The sequence below is a fragment of the Eubacterium coprostanoligenes genome (assembly GCF_900167205.1).
Lineage (GTDB): Bacteria > Bacillota > Clostridia > Oscillospirales > Acutalibacteraceae > Eubacterium_R > Eubacterium_R coprostanoligenes.
The window spans coordinates 116,899-136,545 of sequence record NZ_FUWW01000002.1 but is presented as its reverse complement, the minus strand read 5'-3'; the positions used below and the strand labels follow the sequence as shown (position 1 = coordinate 136,545).

Genomic DNA, 19,647 nt, shown 5'->3' with positions numbered 1-19,647 from the left:
TTTGACAATCTACTCAAAGGCAATATGCTGAAACCGTGGAGGTAATACAATGCAAAAAATCATCAAAGCCATCAAATATGCTTTAATCATAATAAGCAGTATTATCGCTGTTGGATACATAGTTTATATTTGCCTGGCCTACAATGATATGCTGACAGCTTTACCGCTGAGAATGCATATTGAAATCATAGTTTTTATTTGGTTAATTTTTAATGCAATAGTTTTGTTGATAAGCCATATTATAAAAACACGCAAATAAGCATAACAAACACCCCACAACGATACATAAAGTACCGATGTGGGGTGTATTTTTTGTCTTAATCTTTAAGAAGTGATTTGTACATCTTGATGTACTCATTTGCGGATTTGCCCCAAGACATATCACAGTTGAGTGCACGCTCAACAAGAGTCGGCCAATAATCCTTGTTGTTATAAGCCTCTACGCCACGGTAGATTGCACCGAGCATATCGTATGCGTCATATGTTTTGAAAGTAAATCCGTTGCCCTCGCCGTCACCCGAATCGGTGATTGAGTCCTTAAGACCGCCCGTTTCACGAACGATAGGCACAGTGCCATAGCGAAGTGCAACCATCTGCGAAAGACCGCAAGGCTCGCTCTTGCTCGGCATAAGGAACAAGTCTGCACCTGCATAAATCTTGCGTGCAAGGTCAGGAATAAATCCGATTGTTACGCCGACTTTGTCAGGATACTTGTAGTGGAGTTCTCTGAAGAAGCTCTCGTACTGCCATTCGCCCGAACCGAGAACAACATACTGAATATCACGCTCCCAAAGGCTCTTTTCCATAACCTCACGGATGAGGTCAAGTCCCTTGTGTCCGACAAGACGGGATACGATACCGATAATCGGCACATCATCTCTTATAGCAAGACCCATCTGCTCCTGGAGAGCCTTTTTGCACTCTGCCTTGCTCTTTTTCCAATTTTCGGCATTGTAATTTGCAACAATGTTAGGGTCGGTTTCAGGATTATAATTTTCGGTATCAATACCATTGAGAATACCGCAGAGTTTCCAGCTACGCTGATTAAGGATAGGGTCGAGACCGTAGGAATACCACGGGTCAAGAATTTCCTTTGCATAGGTCGGAGAAACAGTTGTCACCTTATTTGCACACTCGATGCCTGCTTTCATAAAGTTAACAAGTCCATCGTACAAAATTAGATTGTTGTATTCCGGTGCAATGCCCAAAACATCGTTGAGAAGCTCATTGCCGTACTTGCCCTGATACTGAATATTATGGATAGTGAAAACAGTTTTAATGTTTTCATATCCCATTTGATTTGCATAGTAGCAAGAATAATAAAGCGGTGTGAGAGCCGACTGCCAATCGTTGCAATGAATGATGTCCGGCTTCCAATCAATGTGAGGAATAATCTCAAGAACAGCTCTTGAGAAGAAAGCAAATCTTTCCGCATCGTCATAGTGACCATAAATTCCGTCACGCTTAAAATAATACTGATTGTCAAGGAAGTAATAAATTACTCCGTTGTGCTTTGCTTCAAAAATACCGCAATACTGTCTACGCCACGAAACAGGAACGGAAATCGATGTAATAAACTTCATTTTATCCTTATATTCCTGCTTGATTGAATCATAAAGAGGCATTACAACACGACATCCGATAAGACGCTTGCGAAGTGCAACAGGCAGCGAGCCTGCAACATCTCCCAATCCTCCGGAAGCCATAAAAGGCAATGCTTCGGAAGCAACATATAAAACCTTCATTTGTATACCCCCTAAATCTTTGTGCCCTTTGAAATGCAAACCGGATAATTTGCTGCACCGGAAAGCTCAACATCGGACTTAATATTGCAATCCTTGTCTGCGATTACATAATTGATTTTTACATTTTCACCAATAACGGTGTCCTGCATAAGAATAGAATTCTTAACCACAGCACCCTCTTTAATTTTTACACCCTTGAAGAGAATACAGTTTTCAACCGTGCCCTTAACAACGCAACCGTCGGCAACAAGAGAATTCTTGACATCTGCCTCCATACCGTAAAGGGTTGGCATATCGTCACGCTCTTTGGTATAAATAGGGCGTTCCTTTGCAAAAAGCTTTTTCTTATTTTTTCTGTCAAGAATGCTCATTGACACATCATAATAGCTTTGAACACTGTCTATAGTGCCGACAAAGCAATCTGTAGCATCATAAGAATAAACCTTTTTGCTCTTAATGCTCTCAAGAAGAATATTGCGCTGGAATGAAATCTTGTTCTTTGAATGAGCGGCGGTCACCAATTCCTCAAGCAAATACTTTTTGATGAGCACAACATTTGTAGAATAAAAAGCAGTTTCAACATCAGGATCGATAGAAGCCTCCAAAATTCTGCCGTCATCCGCAACCTTGTCAAAAACAAGAACATTGCTGAATGAAACAGGCTTTTTAGCCTTAACGCCAACGATTGTAATATCTGCTTCGGACTTTTCGTGTGCATCAAACACCTTGGACAAGTCGATATTCATAAGATTATAGCAATCCGACATCAACACATATTCCTGTGTTGAATGGTCAAGAAAGCCCATATTCCCATAAATAGCGTCAATTCTGTTGCCCCACATGGTTACGGAATTTCTTGAGTACGGCGGAAGAATATGCAAACCGTTTGTCTTGCGAGACAAATCCCACGGCTTACCTGTGCCGACATGGTCCATAAGTGAATTGAAGTTTGCGTTTGTTACAACGCCGACATTTGTTATTGAGCTTTCTACCATATTAGAAAGCGGAAAGTCGATAAGGCGGTATCTTGCACAAAACGGAACAGAACCCATTGTTCTCAACTCTGTGAGAGATTCAAGAGTTTCTTCGTGAATATTTGCAAAAATCATACCGAGTACATTTTTTCCGTTCATACTTATACCTCCTCCCCTGATGGAATCATATCTTTTGGTTCAACCTTTTTGCCCTTGGTGATTTTTGCATTTGAACCAACAACTGCAACGCCCCAAGTAGACGGGTCTTCCAAATTTTCAGGAATTGCACCGACCTGTGCATCTTCCTCAATAACTGCATCTTCAGCTACAATTGAATAATATACCTTTGCGCCCTTTTTGATTGTTGCGCCCGGCATAATAACAGAAAATCTAACTTCTGCATCTTCCTCAACAGTTACCTTTGATGAAACAACCGAGTATTCAACTGTGCCGTCAATATCGCAACCCTCGGAAATCGAAGAATTTTCAATAGTTGCATTTTTGCCTATGTAATGAGGCGGTGCGTCAGGAGTTCTGCTGTAAATTCTCCAAGAAGTGTCTGAAAGGTCAAGGTCAACATTTGGATTAATGATGTCGAGATTTGCCTCCCAAAGAGAATCAATTGTGCCGACATCCTTCCAATATCCCTTGAACGGATAAGCAAACATACGCTGACCGTCTGCAAGCATATTAGGAATGATATTTTTACCGAAGTCGTTTGATGAATTTTCATCGGCTTCGTCCTCACAAAGATATTTTCTGAGCTTATCCCACGAGAACACATAAACACCCATAGATGCTTTGTTTGACTTTGGCTCGGCAGGCTTTTCGGCAAATTCATAGATTTGGTCGTTATCGTCTGTTGCGAGAATACCGAAGCGAGAAGCCTCCTCCCACGGAACTTCAAGGACTGCAATTGTGCAATCGGCATTGTTCTTTTTGTGGAACTCAATCATCTTTGAATAGTCCATTTTATAAATATGGTCGCCCGAAAGGATAACTACATATTTTGGGTCATACTTCTCGATAAAATTGATATTTTGATAAATTGCATTTGCTGTGCCCTTGTACCAAGAAGCACCGCCGATAGCCTCATACGGTGACAAAATGTGCACTCCGCCGTTAAGTCTGTCCAAATCCCACGGATGACCGTTGCCCAAATAATCATTGAGCACAAGCGGTTGATACTGTGTGAGAACACCAACCGTATAAATACCGCTGTTTACGCAGTTTGAAAGTGGAAAATCAATGATTCGATAATTACCGCCATACGGAACAGCAGGCTTTGCCACGCTTTTGGTAAGGACGCCTAAACGACTGCCCTGACCGCCGGCAAGAAGCATAGCAACAACTTCTGTTTTTGACATACTGTAAATCCTCCTATATTATCTCTTTGATTTTTTACTATTTGGTTTGGAAGCTTTTGCAGGTGGTGTCTGCTTTGACTTTTCCTGCACAGGCTTCTCCTCTTTCACTTCGGTTTTGACTGCCTGCTGTTTTACAGGCTTTGCAACTTCCTTTTCAGCCTTTACGGGTTTATCTTTTTTGGCAGGCTGTTTGTCAGCGGTTTTCTTGAGGAATATTGCCGACAGACCGTGAAGTTTCAAATCAATATACTGCTCGTAGCCATGGATACTGCCCTTTTTAGACTTATATGAGCCTGACATTCTGTGCTTGTCACCGCCGAATTTTTCAAGTGAAGTGTCAAACACAACCTTATAAGTTCCGTTCTTCGGAACTCCGATACGGTATGAATCAAAACTGTTTGGTGTCCAATTAAACACGGCGATAAGTTCCTCGCCTTTTTTATTCATTCTTCTAAAGGCAATTACGCTGTTGCAATTATCCTCTGAAGAAATCCACTGGAAGCCGTCCCAACTATAATCAATTTCCCAAAGCTCGCTGTGTTCCTTGTAGAACTTATTAAGTTCTCTTGAAAATTCCAAGGTTTGTCTGTGCTTGTCATAATCAAGAAGAAGCCAATCAAGTCCCTGCTTGTAATTCCATTCGATGAACTGACCGAACTCACTGCCCATAAAGAGAAGCTTTTTGCCCGGATGAGCCATCATATATGCAAGGAACAGCCTCAAGCCGTCAAACTTCATATCATAATCGCCCGGCATCTTGTTAAGCAAACTTGCCTTGCCGTGAACAACCTCATCGTGAGATACAGGCAAAACAAAGTTTTCGCTGAACGCATAGAAAAAGCTGAATGTAATGCAATTGTGATTGCCTTTTCTGAACAACGGGTCGAGTGATGTATATCGAAGCATATCGTTCATCCAGCCCATATTCCACTTGAAATTGAAACCAAGTCCACCCTCTGACGGAGGCATTGTAATCATCGGCCAAGCGGTGCTTTCCTCGGCAATCATCATTGAACCCGGATGATTTGAAAGAATGGTTGAATTGAGTTGACGGAAGAAATCAACAGCTTCGAGATTTTCTCTTCCGCCGTTCTTGTTCGGTGTCCACTCGCCGTCTTTTCTGCAATAATCAAGATAAAGCATAGATGCAACGGCATCAACACGAAGACCGTCAAAATGGAATTCCTCAATCCAATAATTAGCTGATGAAATAAGGAATGACTTAACCTCTTTTTTGGCATAGTCGAACACTCTTGTGCCCCATTCCTTATGCTCGCCTTTTTTCATATCACTGTATTCATAACAACAAGTGCCGTCGAATTCATACAGTCCAAAGGCATCCTTTGGGAAGTGAGCAGGCACCCAGTCGAGAATAACGCCTATTCCCTCCTTGTGGCAGGTGTCTACAAAATATTTCAAATCCTCCGGAAGTCCATAGCGTGAAGTTGCGGCGAAATAGCCTGTAACCTGATAACCCCAAGAACCGTCAAACGGATATTCCATAATCGGAAGCATCTCAATGTGAGTGTAGCCCATATTCTTTACATAAGGAACAAGTTGCTCTGCAAGTTCACGATATGTCAGGAAGTTTCCGTCATCGTGCATTTTCCACGAGCCAATATGAACCTCGTAGATATTAACAGGCTTTTCCAAAATATTCTGTCGGCTTTTGTCAAGTTGCCATTTGGAATCTTTCCACTTGTAATCTGCAAGCTCATAAACCTTTGAGCCTGTGCCCGGACGGGTTTCCTGATGTACTGCATAAGGGTCAGCCTTGAGCAAGGTTGTGCCCGTGCAAGTTTTGATTGCATATTTATAGCAATCGTACACATTTACATTATCTACAATTGCTTCCCAAATTCCCGGCGAAATGGCAACGCATTTGTTTGCGTTTTCATCCCAAGAATTGAAATCGCCAACAACGGACACACCCTGTGCATTGGGTGCCCAAACTCTAAAAGCCACCTTGCTTTCGTCAATTCTGTGATTGCCGAAAAATTCATAAGCCTTATAGTTAGTTCCGTCATGAAAAAGATATACAGGAAGCTGATACTCTTCTTTCAATTTTTTCATAGAAATTCCTTTCCTTAACAAATACTAAACAACAAAAAGGGTACACTTTCCCCACTTTGAATATTCTACAAAATTATAATAACACTATTACAAACATATTTCAAGAGTTATTTGGTTATTTTGTTACAAGAAATTGTAAAATATTTTCAAAATCTGTGCACTTTGTCAAAATCGCACAAAAAATATACTAATCGGTAAAAGTAACAAATTTTTATTCAAATTATCCTGTTTTTTCTATTGCCACATATCACTATAATATGTTATAATATTTTATGTTTTTATAATAAGACGCATATATATTATGGACGAATAAATCAAGGCGGAGTACAGTTTATGAAAAACATCATTGTTGCATACCCAAGCAGAAGCACGGCTTTGCAGCTGAAAAGCGTCCTTGAAGAAGACGGTCTGTATGTATCGCACATCTGTGCCACGGGTGCAAGTGCCCTTGGTATTGCGGCGGATATGCGAAGTGGAGTCATCATTTGTGCATCCATCCTGCGTGATATGGGTGCAGGCGTTGTGGCTGAAAGACTGCCGTCGGGCTTTGATGTAATCGCCCTGTCAAAAAGCGGAAAAGAAGATTATATGGGCAACCTGATTTGTCTTCCCCTGCCTCTTGACAAGGATGAATTTTTAAGAACGGTTGAAATTCTTGTTACAACCGAAAGCTCGTTTACAGACAGAAACCTCAGCGACAGCGAATACATATCAAACGCAAAAGCCATTTTGATAAACACCAATGCTATGAGCGAAATGCAAGCACACAAGTTTTTGCAAAGCGAAAGTATGCGGTGCGGCAAAAAGATGGTTGATGTCGCAAAAGACATTATTGCAAAATTTGAATAGGTGATGCTATGAAATTACAATTTGTTAAAATGCACGGTGCCGGCAACGACTACATCTATGTTGACGGTATGAAGCAAACTATACCAAACGAAAGCGAAACCGCAAGGAAGCTTTCAGACAGGCACTTCAGTGTCGGCGGTGACGGTTTGATTATCATCAAAAAAGGCAATGTTGCCGATTACGAAATGGTGATGTACAACGCTGACGGTTCAAGAGGTGCTATGTGTGGCAACGGCATACGCTGTGTTGCAAAATACCTTTTTGACGAAGGCTACACAAACAATGAAAAAGAATTCACAATTGAATCAATGGATGCAATCAAGCACATTAAAGTAAATGTTGTTGACGGCAAAGTTGTGACTGCAAGAGTTGACATGGGCAAACCGATACTCAAGGCAAGCGACATTCCCGTTGTGTGCGACAGCGAAAAATGCGTAAACCAAAAAGTCACTTTTGGCGACAGAGAGTTCAATATGACCTGCGTTTCAATGGGCAACCCACACGCAGTAATGATTATTGACGAGCACACAAGCGAATTTGATTTGAACAAATACGGCAGTATTGCAGAACAAGACACAAGCCTTTTTCCTGACAGAGTGAATGCCGAATTTGCAAAAATTGTTGACAGAAGCAACATAGAAATGCGTGTTTACGAGCGTGGCGCAGGAGAAACTCTTGCGTGTGGCACAGGAGCTTGTGCAACCGCCGTTTCCGCAATTCTAAACGGCTACTGCGACAACAAAGTTACCGTTCATCTCCTCGGCGGAGATTTGCTCATCGAGTGGAGCGGAAACGAAAACGACAGTGTTATTATGACCGGTCCGGCTGAATATGCGTTCACCGGAGAGGTTGAAATATAAGTAATTTAACGGAGGTTTAAAGATATGAAAATCAATGACAACTTTTTAAAAATCGAGTCAAGCTACTTGTTCTCTACTGTTGCAAAGAAGCAGAGAGCATATCAAGCCGCTCATCCGGAAGCTGATGTAATTCGCCTTTCAATCGGTGATGTTACAAGACCGCTTGCGCCGGCTGTAATTGACGCAATGCACAAGGCTGTTGACGAAATGGCTTGCGAGGCTACATTCAGAGGCTATCCGCCGGAGTACGGATACGACTTCATCCTTGAAGCAATCCAAAAGAACGATTATACTGACAGAGGCATTGACATCGCAAAAGACGAAATCTTTTTGTCTGACGGTGCAAAGAGCGACTGCGGTAACATCGGCGACATCTTTTCAGTGGACAACAAGGTTGCAATCTGCGACCCCGTTTACCCTGTTTACATCGACACAAACATTATGGCAGGCAGAAGCGGCGACAAGGACGAAAACGGTCTTTGGAGCAACATCATCTATATGCCTTGCACGGCAGAAAACAACTTTACACCTGATCTTCCGTCAGAAGTTCCTGATGTAATCTATCTCTGCTTCCCTAACAACCCAACAGGTATGGTTGCAACAAAGGAACAACTCAAGAAGTGGGTTGATTATGCACTTGAGCACAAGTCACTCATTCTCTTTGACTCTGCTTACGAAAGCTTTGTTGTTGAAGAGGGTATTCCAAAGTCAATTTACGAAATCGAAGGTGCAAAGAAGTGTGCTATCGAGCTTCGTTCATTCTCAAAGACAGCAGGCTTTACAGGTATGAGATGTGGCTACACAGTAGTTCCAAAGGAACTTGAATTTGAGGGCACATCACTCAATCCTCTTTGGGCAAGACGCCAGGCAACAAAGTTCAACGGTGTTTCATACATCACTCAAAGAGCCGCAGAAGCTATTTACTCGGAAGAGGGCAAGAAGCAAATCAAAGAAACACTTGCTTACTATCAAAACAACGCAAAGATTATCTTTGAGGGTCTCAAGGACGCTGGCTTTGAATGCTACGGCGGTGTTAACTCACCATACGTTTGGCTCAGAGTTCCACAGGGATACACAAGCTGGGAATTCTTTGATGAGCTCCTTGAAAAGTGCCAGGTTGTAGGTACTCCGGGTTCAGGATTCGGTCCTGCAGGCGAGGGCTACTTCAGACTGACAGCATTTGGCTCAACAGAAAAGACAATCGAAGCAATTGAAAGAATCAAGTCGGTATACAAAAAATAATTAACATAAAGGATTAAAATGCAGGAGGCTAACAATATGACAAAGACAGAACAGCTCTACGAGGGCAAGGCAAAGAAAGTTTGGGCAACTGATGACGAGAACATCGTTATTGTTGACTACAAGGACGATGCAACTGCTTTCAACGGTATCAAAAAGGGTACAATCGTTGGCAAGGGTGTTGTAAACAACAAGATGAGCAACTACCTTATGCAAATTCTTGAAAAGCACGGCATTCCAACCCACTTTGTTGAGGAATTATCAGACAGAGAAACGGCAGTTAAAAAGGTAAAGATTGTTCCTCTTGAAGTTATTATCCGTAACAGAGCCGCAGGTTCAATCTGCAAGAGACTCGGTCTTGAAGAAGGCATGGACTTTGTTTGCCCTTCAATCGAATTTTCATACAAGGATGACGAACTCGGTGACCCGCTCATCAACGGCTATCATGCTGTATCATGCGGTTTTGCAACCAAAGAAGATGTTGAAACCATCAAGGAAATGGCATTCAAGGTTAACGATGTACTCAAGGAATATTTTGCATCAATCGGCGTTGAACTCATCGACTTCAAACTTGAATTCGGTAAGACAGCAGACGGCACAATCGTTCTTGCTGACGAAATCAGCCCTGACACCTGCCGTTTTTGGGACATCAAGACTCACGAAAAGCTCGACAAGGACAGATTCCGTCGTGACCTTGGCGGTGTTGAAGAAGCATACGAAGAAATGATGAAAAGAGTAGGACTTAACTAATGGAACACAACACATACAATTCCCCGTTTAATGCCCGTTACGCAAGCAAGGAAATGCAATACATATATTCTCCGGACTTTAAGTTCAAAACATGGAGAAAGCTTTGGATTGCTCTTGCAGAGGCAGAGCACGAACTCGGACTCAATGTAACACAAGAGCAGATTGACGAATTAAAGGCTCATGCAGACGACATCAACTATGCAGTTGCAGAGGAATACGAAAAGAAATTCCGCCATGATGTTATGAGCCATGTTCACGCATATGGTGAGCAATGTCCAAAAGCAAAGGGCATCATCCACCTTGGCGCAACCTCTTGCTATGTTGGTGACAACACAGATGTTATCACAATGCGTGAGGCACTCAACCTTGTTAAGAAAAAGCTCGTAAACGCTATTTCATCAGTTGCAAAATTTGCAGACGAATACAAGGATATGCCATGCCTCGGCTTTACACACTTCCAGCCTGCACAGCCAACAACAGTCGGCAAGAGAGCAACTCTTTGGCTTATGGATTTGGTTATGGACCTCAACGAAGTTGACCATGTGCTCGACACCCTTATGCTTCTTGGCTCAAAGGGTACAACAGGCACACAGGCAAGTTTCCTTGAACTCTTTGACGGCGACCACGAGAAATGCAAAGAACTTGACAGAAAGATTGCCGAAAAGATGGGATTCAAGACTTGCTTCCCTGTAAGCGGTCAAACATATGCAAGAAAGCTTGACACCATCGTTTGCAACTGCCTTGCACTCATTGCACAAAGTTGTTGCAAATTCTCAAACGACTTGAGACTTCTTCAAAATCTTAAGGAAATTGAAGAACCGTTTGAAAAGAACCAAATCGGTTCATCTGCTATGGCTTACAAGAGAAACCCTATGAGAAGTGAAAGAATTGCATCTCTTTCAAGATATGTTATGATTGACGCTCTCAATCCTGCTTGGACAGCTTCTGCACAATGGTTTGAAAGAACACTTGACGATAGCGCAAACAAGCGTGTAAGCGTTGCTGAAGCATTTCTTGCTATTGACGGAATACTTGACCTTTACATCAATGTTACAAGCGGTCTTGTTGTTTATCCAAAGGTTATTGAAGCAAGACTTATGAGCGAACTTCCGTTTATGGCAACAGAAAACATTATGATGGACGCTGTTAAAAAGGGTGGCGACAGACAGGAACTCCACGAGAAAATCCGTCAACACTCAATGGCAGCCGGTGCTGTTGTTAAGGTTGAAGGCGGCAAGAATGACCTTGTGGATAGAATTGCGGCAGACCCTGCATTTATGACTACAAAGGAAGAAATCCTTGCTATTCTCAAGCCTGCTAACTTTGTTGGCAGAGCACCTGAACAAACAGCTGATTTCTTGAACGAAGTCATCAATCCTATTCTTGAAGAAAACAAGGATTTGCTTGGTGTAGATGTTGAAATCAATGTATAATCAATAAAAAAGCCGACAGGTACTTGAAGTATCTGTCGGTTCAGACTGTCGATAAAGCTCCTGAAACACGCCAAATATAATCAGCAGAATTATGCCTCCCATTGATGAAAGGGGAGGTGGAAACACGAAGCGTTGACGGAGGGGTTTTAAAAATGCCGTAGGTATCGAACCTACGGCATTTTTGGCGTTTTTCGTTTTTTGCGAACAAGCGGTACCATCGTACAGCAATGTTCGCAAGAAAACGAAATTCAGAACCTTTCTCAACAATCTATAGCGTGCCGAAAATACTTTTTCGACACGCTCAACCGACAGGTACATTATAAGTATCTGTCGGTTATTTATTTTCAAGATAATTTAGAAATGATGTGAAATATTCGGGCAATTCACTTTCGAACTCCAAGTATTCATTGGTTATAGGATGAACGAATCCGATATGCTTTGCGTGGAGGCACTGACCGTTCAATCGAGTTATAACCTTTTTTGGACCATACACGGGGTCACCCGCAACAGGATGCCCGATATATGACATATGCACTCTGATTTGATGAGTGCGTCCCGTTTCGAGAATGCACCTTACATGAGTGAAATCACCGTATCTCTTGATGACCTCATAATGAGTTGTGGCAGGCTTTGAATTCTTCATAGTTACTGCCATTTTCTTTCTGTCCTTACTGTCCCTGCCTATCGGCTGACAAATCGTGCCACTGTCCTCTTTAATATTACCATAAACCACAGCCTCATACGCACGGGAAAAGCTGTGTTCCTTGATTTGCTCGGCAAGACCGATGTGAGCCTTGTCGGTTTTGGCAACAATCAAAAGTCCGGAAGTGTCCTTATCTATCCTATGCACAATTCCCGGTCGGATAACCCCGTTTATGCCCGAAAGGCTGTCACCGCAATGGTACAGCAAAGCATTGACAAGAGTGCCGTCAGAATTGCCGTTTGCAGGGTGAACAACCATTCCCTTTGGTTTGTTGACAACAAGCAGATATTCGTCCTCGAAAACTATATCAATCGGAATATTTTGTGCAACAGCCTCAAGCGGTTTGGCATCGGGAACAACAACTTCAATGCTATCCCCTGCCTTGCACTTATAATTCTTGGAAACCGTTTTACCGTTTACGGTTACATTGTTTTCATCAATGATTTTTTGCACGGCGGAACGAGTAATATCCTCAATGTTTTCAGTTAAGAACTTGTCTATTCGTGTGCCGTTCAGCTCGCACACAAAGCTATAATTTTCAGCCATTGGATTTCTCCTTTGGCTTTTTTATATCGCTGAAAGCATCAAAAAGCAAATAGCCAATCAGCACCACAGCACCGCAAGTAACCGCACAATCGGCAATGTTGAAAACAGCGAAATCCATAAAAGTCGGCTCGATAAAATCAACAACATAGCCAAATCTTGCTCGGTCAATGAGATTGCCTATACCGCCTGAAACGACAACGCCTATGCTCCAATACAGCCATAGACTTTTGCATTTGTTTGAGAACAAATAATAAAAAGCACCGACGCACACGGCAAAAGTCAGGGCAACGAAAGCCCACCTTGCACCGCTGAGCATTGAAAAAGCCATACCCGTGTTTTCGGCATATCTGAACTGCACAACGCCGGGAATGAACTTTGCAACGCTTCCGTCAGCAAGCTTTAATGAAGCAAAATATTTAGTTATCTGGTCAAATGCAACGATAAGAACAATCATAATCGTGCAGGAAATGTGTTTTTTTATATGCTTCATATATGAACAAATCTCCATATTTTCAGTCCGTATGCAACGCAAAGCGTTGACCTCCCTTTTGCAAGGGAGGAACAACGGATTGATAAATTATAATTCTTTCATTGTTTGAGCACAGTGTGCACAAAGTGTTGGATGCTCTGCGTCCTGACCGACTGTGTCGGAGAACTTCCAGCAACGCTCACACTTTTCGCCGTCTGCCTTTGCGATTGTTACAGAAAGACCTGCAACATCACCCTTTACAGCACCCTCGCCCTCTGCAACTTCAACAGCAGAAGTGATGAAGATTTCAGGCAATGCTTCGATTTCTGCATTGAGGAAGTCTGCAAGGTCGCCGTCTGCGTGAAGAACAACCTTTGCTTCAAGTGGCTTACCGATAATCTTTTCATTACGAGCAAGTTCAAGAGCCTTTTGAACATCGGTTCTGATTTCGTGAATCTTATCCCACTTTGCAATAAATTCTTCATCAGCGTCAATATAGTTGCCCTGTGGAATGTCATTAAAGAGCGGTGACTCAACATTTCTTGAAGAATCGTGAGGCATAGCCTTCCAAATCTCATCACAGGTGAATGCGAGAATTGGTGTAAGGATAAGGCAAAGAGCGTCAAGCACCTTATAAAGAACTGTTTGAGCAGCTCTTCTTGACTTTGACTGAGGAGCAGAAGTGTAAAGTCTGTCCTTAAGAACATCAAAGTAAAAGTTTGACATATCAACAACACAGAAGTTGTGAAGTGCGTGTGCTGTTGTGTGATATTCATATTCGTTGTAACCCTGATGAGCTGTTTTGAGAACTTCATCAAGTTTCATCAAAGCGTACTTATCAAGTTCTTCCAAATCCTCGTTTGCAACCATATCTGTATCAGGATTGAAGTCGTAAAGGTTGCCGAGGCAATATCTTGCAGTATTTCTGATCTTACGATAGTTATCGGAAATCTGCTTCAAGATTTCAGGGCTGATGCGGATGTCTGCGTGATAATCGGCAGAAGCAACCCACAAACGAAGAATGTCTGCGCCGTACTTGTCGATAACCTCTTGCGGAGCGATACCGTTGCCGAGAGATTTTGACATCTTTCTGCCCTCACCGTCAACTGTCCAACCGTGAGTGATAATCTGCTTGTAAGGAGCACCGTTGCCACCTGCAACAGATGTGAGAAGTGATGACTGGAACCAACCACGATATTGGTCTGCGCCCTCAAGATAAACATCAGCCGGCCACTTGAGATAATCTCTGTTCTTGCAAACAGCGGCGTGTGATGAACCCGAATCGAACCAAACATCCATGATGTCCTTTTCTTTTTCAAAGCCGTTAGCCTTGCCGCAATGAGGGCACTTGAAGCCTTCAGGAATAAAGTATTCTGCATCGTGAGCATACCAAGCGTCTGAACCTTCTTCGCCGAAGATGTCAGAAATCTTGTTCATAATGCTTTCGTCAATAATCTCCTTGCCACAATCCTTGCAGTACATAACAGGGATAGGCACACCCCATTTTCTCTGACGGGAAATACACCAGTCGGCACGCTCAAGAACCATAGACTGAAGTCTGTCCTTGCCCCATTCAGGATACCATTTTACATCCTCTGCTGCCTTTACTGCTGCATCCTTGAAGTCATCAACCGAGCAGAACCACTGTGATGTTGCACGGAAGATAACAGGCTTGTGACATCTCCAGCAGTGTGGATATTGGTGCTTAATCTTCTTGAGTGCAAAGAGTGCACCGATTTTTTCAAGATGCTCTGCGATAGGCTTGTTTGCCTCTTCTGTTGTAAGACCTGCAAACTGACCTGCTTCTTCTGTAAGAACGCCCTTGTCGTTTACAGGAACAACAATAGGTATTTCCTTATACTTCTGGCAAACGATAAAGTCATCAACACCGTGACCCGGAGCTGTGTGTACGCAACCTGTACCGCTTTCGAGAGTGACATGGTCACCGACAATAACAAGAGAAGTTCTGTCGATGAACGGATGAGCGGTTTTCATATATTCAAGCTCATCACCACGGATGATGCCTACTGTTTCGTAATCTGTAATTCCTGCGTCAGCCATTGCAACCGGTGCAAGATCTGTTGCCATAACATAATATTCGCCGTTTGCCTTAAGGAGACTGTATTCATAGTTAGGACCAACGCAAATAGCAACGTTTGCAGGAAGTGTCCAAGTTGTTGTTGTCCAAATTACAAAATATGTCTTGTCAAGTTCTGCACCAAGAGCAGTGAGCTTACCCATATCGTCAGTAACCTTGAACTTTACATAAATTGAATGACATGGATCTTCTGCGTATTCAATTTCTGCTTCTGCAAGAGCTGTGTTACAATCTGCACACCAATATACAGGCTTCAAGCCCTTGTAGATATAACCCTTTGATGCCATGGAAGCAAACACCTTGATTTGCTCCTGCTCAAATTCCTTTTGAAGTGTGATATACGGATTGTCCCATTCACCGATAACGCCCAAACGCTTAAAGCTCTCTCTCTGCAAGTCAACATAGCTAAGTGCTGTTTCACGGCAAATTTTACGGAGTTCAAGGTCTGTAATATTTGACTCGGCTGTGATGCCTGCCTTTTTGCGGGCAGCAAGTTCTGTCGGAAGACCGTGAGTGTCCCAACCCGGCACATAAGGTGACTTAAAGCCTGTCATATTCTTGTATCTAACAATGAAGTCCTTAAGTGTCTTGTTAAGTGCGTGACCGATATGAATATCGCCGTTTGCATACGGAGGTCCGTCATGAAGAACAAAGAGAGGCTTGCCGTCATTGTGCTTCATCAATCTTCCGTATTGATCGTTTTCGTACCAATCCTTGAGAAATTCAGGTTCTCTTTGCGGGAGTGAAGCTCTCATAGGAAATTCGGTTTTTGGCAGATTAAGTGTTTTGTTATAATCCATTGGTTTTTACTCCTTACAGTTTGTTATAGTATTACTTCTTCTTTTTGAAGAAGCCCTTAAACTTTGGTTCGTCGTCCTCGTCCTCATCGTCCTCAGGCGGAATCAAAGATATTGTTTGTGATTTGTCGTTATGTACATCCTCACGATTGATATTGAAATAATTTTCAAAAGGAAGTTGGTCGCCCTCATCAAAGAGAGACTCATCATTTTCCATATCTGCATCTTCGCTGATTTCGGGAACAGCAGACTTTTCAATCGGTGTTATCTCGTTTTGCGAAAAAGCCTCAACAGCCTCCATTGGATCAAGTGGCTCGTCCTCATCTTCTTCAAACTCCTCATCATCAGTTGTAATGACAGGTGGCTCGGTTGGCTGATTTTCAACAATGTTGTTTACAACCTCATCAATATTGTTTTCCAATTCCTCCTGCTGCGGTTCTTCTACTTCTTCAGCATCTGCAGGTGTGTTAAAAACCGGCTTTTCAACCTTTACATCGGAGTCGTCAAATTCCTTGTGCGGGATTTCGGGAATGTTTATTTCTTCAGGGATAGCGCTTGAAAACTCTTTTACTTCATCAACAAGGTTTGAAACATCGCCGTGAACATCCTCAACATTTTTTTCGGCTGAATCGGCATCAGCTGAACTTGTGTCAAGTTTTGATGAATTGAGCACATCAAGTTGATCTGAATAAAGTTTTTTAAGATTTTCAACAAATGATTTTGCATCATTTTTGATTGTGGAAATCAAGATTTCGTATGCTTCTTTTTCAGCCTTTGACTTGCTGATAAGGTCAGTTGAAATTGCCTTTGCTTGGTCAAGAATATCCTGTGCAACAACCTTTGATGAGTTGATTGCCTCGTTTGCCTTTGCTTGAGCGGTTGAGATAATCTCATTCGCCTCATTGGTTTTGTTGTTGATAAGGTTTGCAGAATAATCTCTTGCCTTTCTTACGATAGCCTCTGCCTCTGTGTTAGCAGTATCCATCTTCTGCTTTGCTTCAGCCTCGCTGCTTTCAATAAGAAGCGCTGCCGCATCCTTTGATTCCTTTTTAATCTTGTCTGCCATTTTTTGAGCAGTTACAAGAGCGGTCTTAATAGCGTCCTCTTCAGAACGGTATTCTTCGATTTTGCTTGCCAAAACCTCGAGTTTGTGATAAAGCTCTTTGTTTTCACGCTGATATGCCTCAATAGTGTTTGCAGCTTCGTTAAGAAGTTTGTCAACATCCTTTGTTACATATCCCGAATTGGCAACAGCCAAATCGACATTTTTCAAATCCTTTGCACTTATCATCACGTTGTACTCCTTTACATTGTAAACATTCCGTTATTTTCAAGCTCATCAATCAAATCACCCATAACATCTACATTATAAGGTGTGATGATGTAGGTTGAATTTGCAACTCTTTTTATCTGACCGTTGTTTGCATAAGCAACACCGGATAAGAAATCCAAAAGTCGTCTTGCAACCTCACGGTTTGCACTTTCAAGATTGAGCACAACTGTTCTTCTTGCATTGAGATTGTCGGCAATAGAAGCCGCCTCCTCAAAGCCTTCCGGCTTTACAAGCACAACTTGAAGCTGTGCAGTGGTGTGAATATTAACCACCTTGTCACTCTTTGAGTGTCTTGATGAACGCTCTGCTTTTTCCTCTCTCTCATAAGCAGGCGGTTCGATTTCTCTTTCTCGTCTGCGTGGAGGCTTCACGAATTCAGCACTTTCTTCTGTGTATTCGTCAAAATCGTCCTCTTCGTCAGTCATAATATCCTTTATTTTATCAAATAATCCCATCTTTTCATCCCCTTGATTTTAAAAATATTTTCTCGCTCCGAAAATAGCAGAGCCAACTCTTACTATATTTGAACCCTCGAGTATAGCCGCCTCATAGTCAGCGCTCATACCCATAGAGAGAATTTGCATATCAACACCGCTAATGCTCTTTTCCTGAAGTTCAACAAATTTGTCGTGCATTTTTGCAAAATACTTTCTTGCTTCAGCCTCGTCACAAATCGGCGGTATGGTCATAAGACCTTTTATTTTGATATTGTCAAACTCGGCTATTTGACAAAGGAGTTCCTCAAGTTCTTCAATATTGCAACCGCTCTTTGATTCTTCCTTGCCGATATTAACCTCAACAAGAACATTTGCAATTGCGTCGGCTTTTTTGAATTCCTTGTTAATCTCCTTTGCAAGTTTGATTGAATCAACCGACTCAATCATATCAACCTTGCCTGCAATATACTTTACTTTATTGGTTTGAAGATGACCGATAATGTGCTTTTCAACACCGTCAAGGTGGAGAGTATCAAGTTTTGAGCAATACTCCTGAACACGATTTTCGCCAATCAAATCCGCACCCAAATCAAGCACAGGATTGATATATTCAGGCTCAACCGTTTTTGTTACGCACATAAGTCTGACATCATTTTCGCTTCTGCCTGCTTTCACGGCAGTTTCCATAACATCGTTTTTTATTCGTTTATAATTATCTATACACGATTTTACACGCTCTTCATCAAGTATAAACTTTTCCATCTTTTAAGTCCTTTCCTTGAGTAATAATTTTATCGTAAAGATGAATCGACTTTTCGTTTGATTCATCATACTCTGCAAGAACATAATCGTCATCACTGTAAATGACATTCACTTCTCTGAACTTGACCTGACTTGCAATAAGAACATACACGCCTTTTTTGCCGTCAAGAACATGAAGTGCTTCGCTCGGAACTTTGATTCCTTCATAAGTGTTTCGTCTGATTTCAATTTCTGCCTTGCGAAGTTTTGCAATATCGGCGTCCATTTCGTTCAGTTTAAGGACAAGCAAAGTTTCTTTTTGACCGAGTGCAATCTCTGCACCATTGACAATTTCTGCCTTAAACGACTTGCTTGTATCGTCCTTTAAAACTATATTTACATAATCGCCGTTTTCAAGATTTTTAACTGTATCGGCGCTGACAAGAGTTTGAACATACCATGTGTAGCTTGTTACGAGTTTGCCGATGTTGTTGCTGACATTCTGTGCCTTGTCAACAGCCTTGAGTGCAGACTTGAAGCCGTCAATTGTGGTTTCTTCTACTTTGCTGTAATCAATCAAATTTTCGTATCCGTCTGTGTAACTGCTGAACACTCCCGACTTGTCGGTTTTGATATATCTGTCAGGCTTTGAATACGATTGATAATTGTTGCGTTGGTCACGCAGATTTTCGATAATAGACAGCAGATTTACATCTTCGCCGATTATAAGCTGACGACGAACAAGAACGGAGTCCAAATCTTCAGCTGTGTCTCCTATTCGATTTTTTGCCAAGCCGTCTGCATAATTGATAACCTTTTGTTCAATATCTTCATTGATGGTTTCAAGGTCGGCAGACTGACCGACTGTTTGCGCTTCAAGCGTTTGATAATACTTAATCTGCTTTGTAAGCTCGGCATATTTTGAATAATTAGCAGCCGCCTTTGATGACGAAAACTGCATTGCAACATTGCCGTTTACATTAATCTTATCTCCGTCCTGAAAACAAGCAACGGTTACGCCTGACGGTGATTTTTCAACCACGCTTTCATCACGGATGAAAAGTGCCTCACTGCTGACCTTGTCGTACACGGTGCTTATGGTTGCAGTCTGTGTTTTGAGCTCGATATGAGTAACCTTATAAAACTGAATTACAACAAACAGAACTATCAAAACAATTACGGAAATAATCAGCACATTGCTTTTGTTCACATTGTAAGATTGCTTTTTCATAC

Annotated in this window: 17 protein-coding genes; 6 read left to right on the top strand and 11 right to left on the bottom strand. The window is 42.1% G+C overall.

The genetic code is table 11. The features are described 5' to 3' along the window. Positions 1 to 49 precede the first annotated feature (49 nt). Positions 50 to 259: a hypothetical protein gene (locus tag B5D29_RS01355; RefSeq protein ID WP_078767776.1), complete on the top strand. Its 210-nt coding sequence runs from the start codon at positions 50 to 52 to the stop codon at positions 257 to 259. A gap of 58 nt (positions 260 to 317) precedes the next feature. Here the strand turns inward: B5D29_RS01355 and glgA are convergent, their stop codons facing one another. The 4 genes from glgA to glgB are packed head-to-tail and all read right to left on the bottom strand — an operon-like array spanning position 318 to position 6,159. After that, entirely contained in the window at positions 318 to 1,745 is a 1,428-nt protein-coding gene (gene glgA / locus B5D29_RS01350; protein WP_078767775.1) for a glycogen synthase GlgA, read from the bottom strand. Positions 1,746 to 1,756: 11 nt separating this feature from the next. Further along, positions 1,757 to 2,878, bottom strand: a complete 1,122-nt coding sequence (glgD, locus tag B5D29_RS01345; RefSeq protein WP_078767774.1) for a glucose-1-phosphate adenylyltransferase subunit GlgD — start codon at positions 2,876 to 2,878, stop codon at positions 1,757 to 1,759. Between the two features lie 2 nt (positions 2,879 to 2,880). After that, positions 2,881 to 4,086, bottom strand: coding sequence for a glucose-1-phosphate adenylyltransferase (locus B5D29_RS01340; protein ID WP_078767773.1), 1,206 nt, complete (start codon positions 4,084 to 4,086; stop codon positions 2,881 to 2,883). A gap of 18 nt (positions 4,087 to 4,104) precedes the next feature. Beyond that, complete coding sequence (glgB, locus tag B5D29_RS01335) at positions 4,105 to 6,159, bottom strand: 1,4-alpha-glucan branching protein GlgB (RefSeq protein ID WP_078767772.1); 2,055 nt, start codon at positions 6,157 to 6,159, stop codon at positions 4,105 to 4,107. A 333-nt stretch (positions 6,160 to 6,492) separates the two neighbouring features. On the opposite strand from glgB, the gene B5D29_RS01330 reads away from it, so the two are divergent. Genes B5D29_RS01330 through purB form a run of 5 tightly spaced genes read left to right on the top strand, consistent with a single transcriptional unit; the run spans position 6,493 to position 11,290 of the window. Then, positions 6,493 to 7,008 (top strand): ANTAR domain-containing response regulator, encoded by a 516-nt coding sequence (locus B5D29_RS01330; RefSeq protein WP_078767771.1) that lies wholly within the window; start codon positions 6,493 to 6,495, stop codon positions 7,006 to 7,008. Positions 7,009 to 7,016: 8 nt separating this feature from the next. Continuing rightward, positions 7,017 to 7,868, top strand: a complete 852-nt coding sequence (gene dapF / locus B5D29_RS01325; protein WP_078767770.1) for a diaminopimelate epimerase — start codon at positions 7,017 to 7,019, stop codon at positions 7,866 to 7,868. A 24-nt stretch (positions 7,869 to 7,892) separates the two neighbouring features. Continuing rightward, positions 7,893 to 9,110 carry an LL-diaminopimelate aminotransferase gene (locus B5D29_RS01320; protein ID WP_078767769.1) on the top strand — a complete coding sequence of 406 codons (1,218 nt, stop codon included), beginning with the start codon at positions 7,893 to 7,895 and terminating at the stop codon, positions 9,108 to 9,110. A 36-nt stretch (positions 9,111 to 9,146) separates the two neighbouring features. Further along, a complete protein-coding gene (purC, locus tag B5D29_RS01315) occupies positions 9,147 to 9,857 on the top strand; it encodes a phosphoribosylaminoimidazolesuccinocarboxamide synthase (RefSeq protein WP_078767768.1) in 711 nt (236 codons plus the stop codon). Continuing rightward, the gene (purB, locus tag B5D29_RS01310) at positions 9,857 to 11,290 is read left to right on the top strand and encodes an adenylosuccinate lyase (protein WP_078767767.1); all 1,434 of its coding nucleotides are present in this window, start codon (positions 9,857 to 9,859) and stop codon (positions 11,288 to 11,290) included. The genes purC and purB overlap by 1 nt, the downstream gene beginning before the upstream one ends. Before the next feature lie 334 nt (positions 11,291 to 11,624). Here purB and B5D29_RS01305 read toward each other — a convergent pair whose 3' ends face one another. The 7 genes from B5D29_RS01305 to B5D29_RS01275 form a co-directional block, all read right to left on the bottom strand. Beyond that, positions 11,625 to 12,539, bottom strand: a complete 915-nt coding sequence (locus tag B5D29_RS01305; protein WP_078767766.1) for an RluA family pseudouridine synthase — start codon at positions 12,537 to 12,539, stop codon at positions 11,625 to 11,627. Further along, positions 12,532 to 13,029, bottom strand: a complete 498-nt coding sequence (gene lspA, locus B5D29_RS01300) for a signal peptidase II (protein ID WP_159443370.1) — start codon at positions 13,027 to 13,029, stop codon at positions 12,532 to 12,534. Before lspA ends, B5D29_RS01305 begins: the two co-directional genes overlap by 8 nt. A gap of 87 nt (positions 13,030 to 13,116) precedes the next feature. Next, positions 13,117 to 15,906 (bottom strand): isoleucine--tRNA ligase, encoded by a 2,790-nt coding sequence (gene ileS / locus B5D29_RS01295; RefSeq protein ID WP_078767764.1) that lies wholly within the window; start codon positions 15,904 to 15,906, stop codon positions 13,117 to 13,119. Positions 15,907 to 15,937: 31 nt separating this feature from the next. After that, the gene (locus tag B5D29_RS01290; protein WP_078767763.1) at positions 15,938 to 17,194 is read right to left on the bottom strand and encodes a DivIVA domain-containing protein; all 1,257 of its coding nucleotides are present in this window, start codon (positions 17,192 to 17,194) and stop codon (positions 15,938 to 15,940) included. Between the two features lie 14 nt (positions 17,195 to 17,208). Beyond that, positions 17,209 to 17,691: a cell division protein SepF gene (locus tag B5D29_RS01285; protein WP_078767762.1), complete on the bottom strand. Its 483-nt coding sequence runs from the start codon at positions 17,689 to 17,691 to the stop codon at positions 17,209 to 17,211. 18 nt (positions 17,692 to 17,709) lie between these two features. Beyond that, positions 17,710 to 18,435 carry a YggS family pyridoxal phosphate-dependent enzyme gene (locus B5D29_RS01280; RefSeq protein WP_078767761.1) on the bottom strand — a complete coding sequence of 242 codons (726 nt, stop codon included), beginning with the start codon at positions 18,433 to 18,435 and terminating at the stop codon, positions 17,710 to 17,712. Further along, positions 18,416 to 19,645, bottom strand: a complete 1,230-nt coding sequence (locus B5D29_RS01275) for a biotin/lipoyl attachment domain-containing protein (protein WP_078767760.1) — start codon at positions 19,643 to 19,645, stop codon at positions 18,416 to 18,418. The genes B5D29_RS01280 and B5D29_RS01275 overlap by 20 nt, the downstream gene beginning before the upstream one ends. Positions 19,646 to 19,647 lie beyond the last annotated feature (2 nt).

What these genes read in the sequence shown, in the direction of transcription:
- B5D29_RS01355 (WP_078767776.1), top strand. Translation starts at nt 50, where the DNA reads ATGCAAAAAATCATCAAAGCCATCAAATATGCTTTAATCATAATAAGC.
- glgA (WP_078767775.1), bottom strand. Translation starts at nt 1,745, where the DNA reads ATGAAGGTTTTATATGTTGCTTCCGAAGCATTGCCTTTTATGGCTTCC.
- glgD (WP_078767774.1), bottom strand. Translation starts at nt 2,878, where the DNA reads ATGAACGGAAAAAATGTACTCGGTATGATTTTTGCAAATATTCACGAA.
- B5D29_RS01340 (WP_078767773.1), bottom strand. Translation starts at nt 4,086, where the DNA reads ATGTCAAAAACAGAAGTTGTTGCTATGCTTCTTGCCGGCGGTCAGGGC.
- glgB (WP_078767772.1), bottom strand. Translation starts at nt 6,159, where the DNA reads ATGAAAAAATTGAAAGAAGAGTATCAGCTTCCTGTATATCTTTTTCAT.
- B5D29_RS01330 (WP_078767771.1), top strand. Translation starts at nt 6,493, where the DNA reads ATGAAAAACATCATTGTTGCATACCCAAGCAGAAGCACGGCTTTGCAG.
- dapF (WP_078767770.1), top strand. Translation starts at nt 7,017, where the DNA reads ATGAAATTACAATTTGTTAAAATGCACGGTGCCGGCAACGACTACATC.
- B5D29_RS01320 (WP_078767769.1), top strand. Translation starts at nt 7,893, where the DNA reads ATGAAAATCAATGACAACTTTTTAAAAATCGAGTCAAGCTACTTGTTC.
- purC (WP_078767768.1), top strand. Translation starts at nt 9,147, where the DNA reads ATGACAAAGACAGAACAGCTCTACGAGGGCAAGGCAAAGAAAGTTTGG.
- purB (WP_078767767.1), top strand. Translation starts at nt 9,857, where the DNA reads ATGGAACACAACACATACAATTCCCCGTTTAATGCCCGTTACGCAAGC.
- B5D29_RS01305 (WP_078767766.1), bottom strand. Translation starts at nt 12,539, where the DNA reads ATGGCTGAAAATTATAGCTTTGTGTGCGAGCTGAACGGCACACGAATA.
- lspA (WP_159443370.1), bottom strand. Translation starts at nt 13,029, where the DNA reads ATGAAGCATATAAAAAAACACATTTCCTGCACGATTATGATTGTTCTT.
- ileS (WP_078767764.1), bottom strand. Translation starts at nt 15,906, where the DNA reads ATGGATTATAACAAAACACTTAATCTGCCAAAAACCGAATTTCCTATG.
- B5D29_RS01290 (WP_078767763.1), bottom strand. Translation starts at nt 17,194, where the DNA reads ATGATAAGTGCAAAGGATTTGAAAAATGTCGATTTGGCTGTTGCCAAT.
- B5D29_RS01285 (WP_078767762.1), bottom strand. Translation starts at nt 17,691, where the DNA reads ATGGGATTATTTGATAAAATAAAGGATATTATGACTGACGAAGAGGAC.
- B5D29_RS01280 (WP_078767761.1), bottom strand. Translation starts at nt 18,435, where the DNA reads ATGGAAAAGTTTATACTTGATGAAGAGCGTGTAAAATCGTGTATAGAT.
- B5D29_RS01275 (WP_078767760.1), bottom strand. Translation starts at nt 19,645, where the DNA reads ATGAAAAAGCAATCTTACAATGTGAACAAAAGCAATGTGCTGATTATT.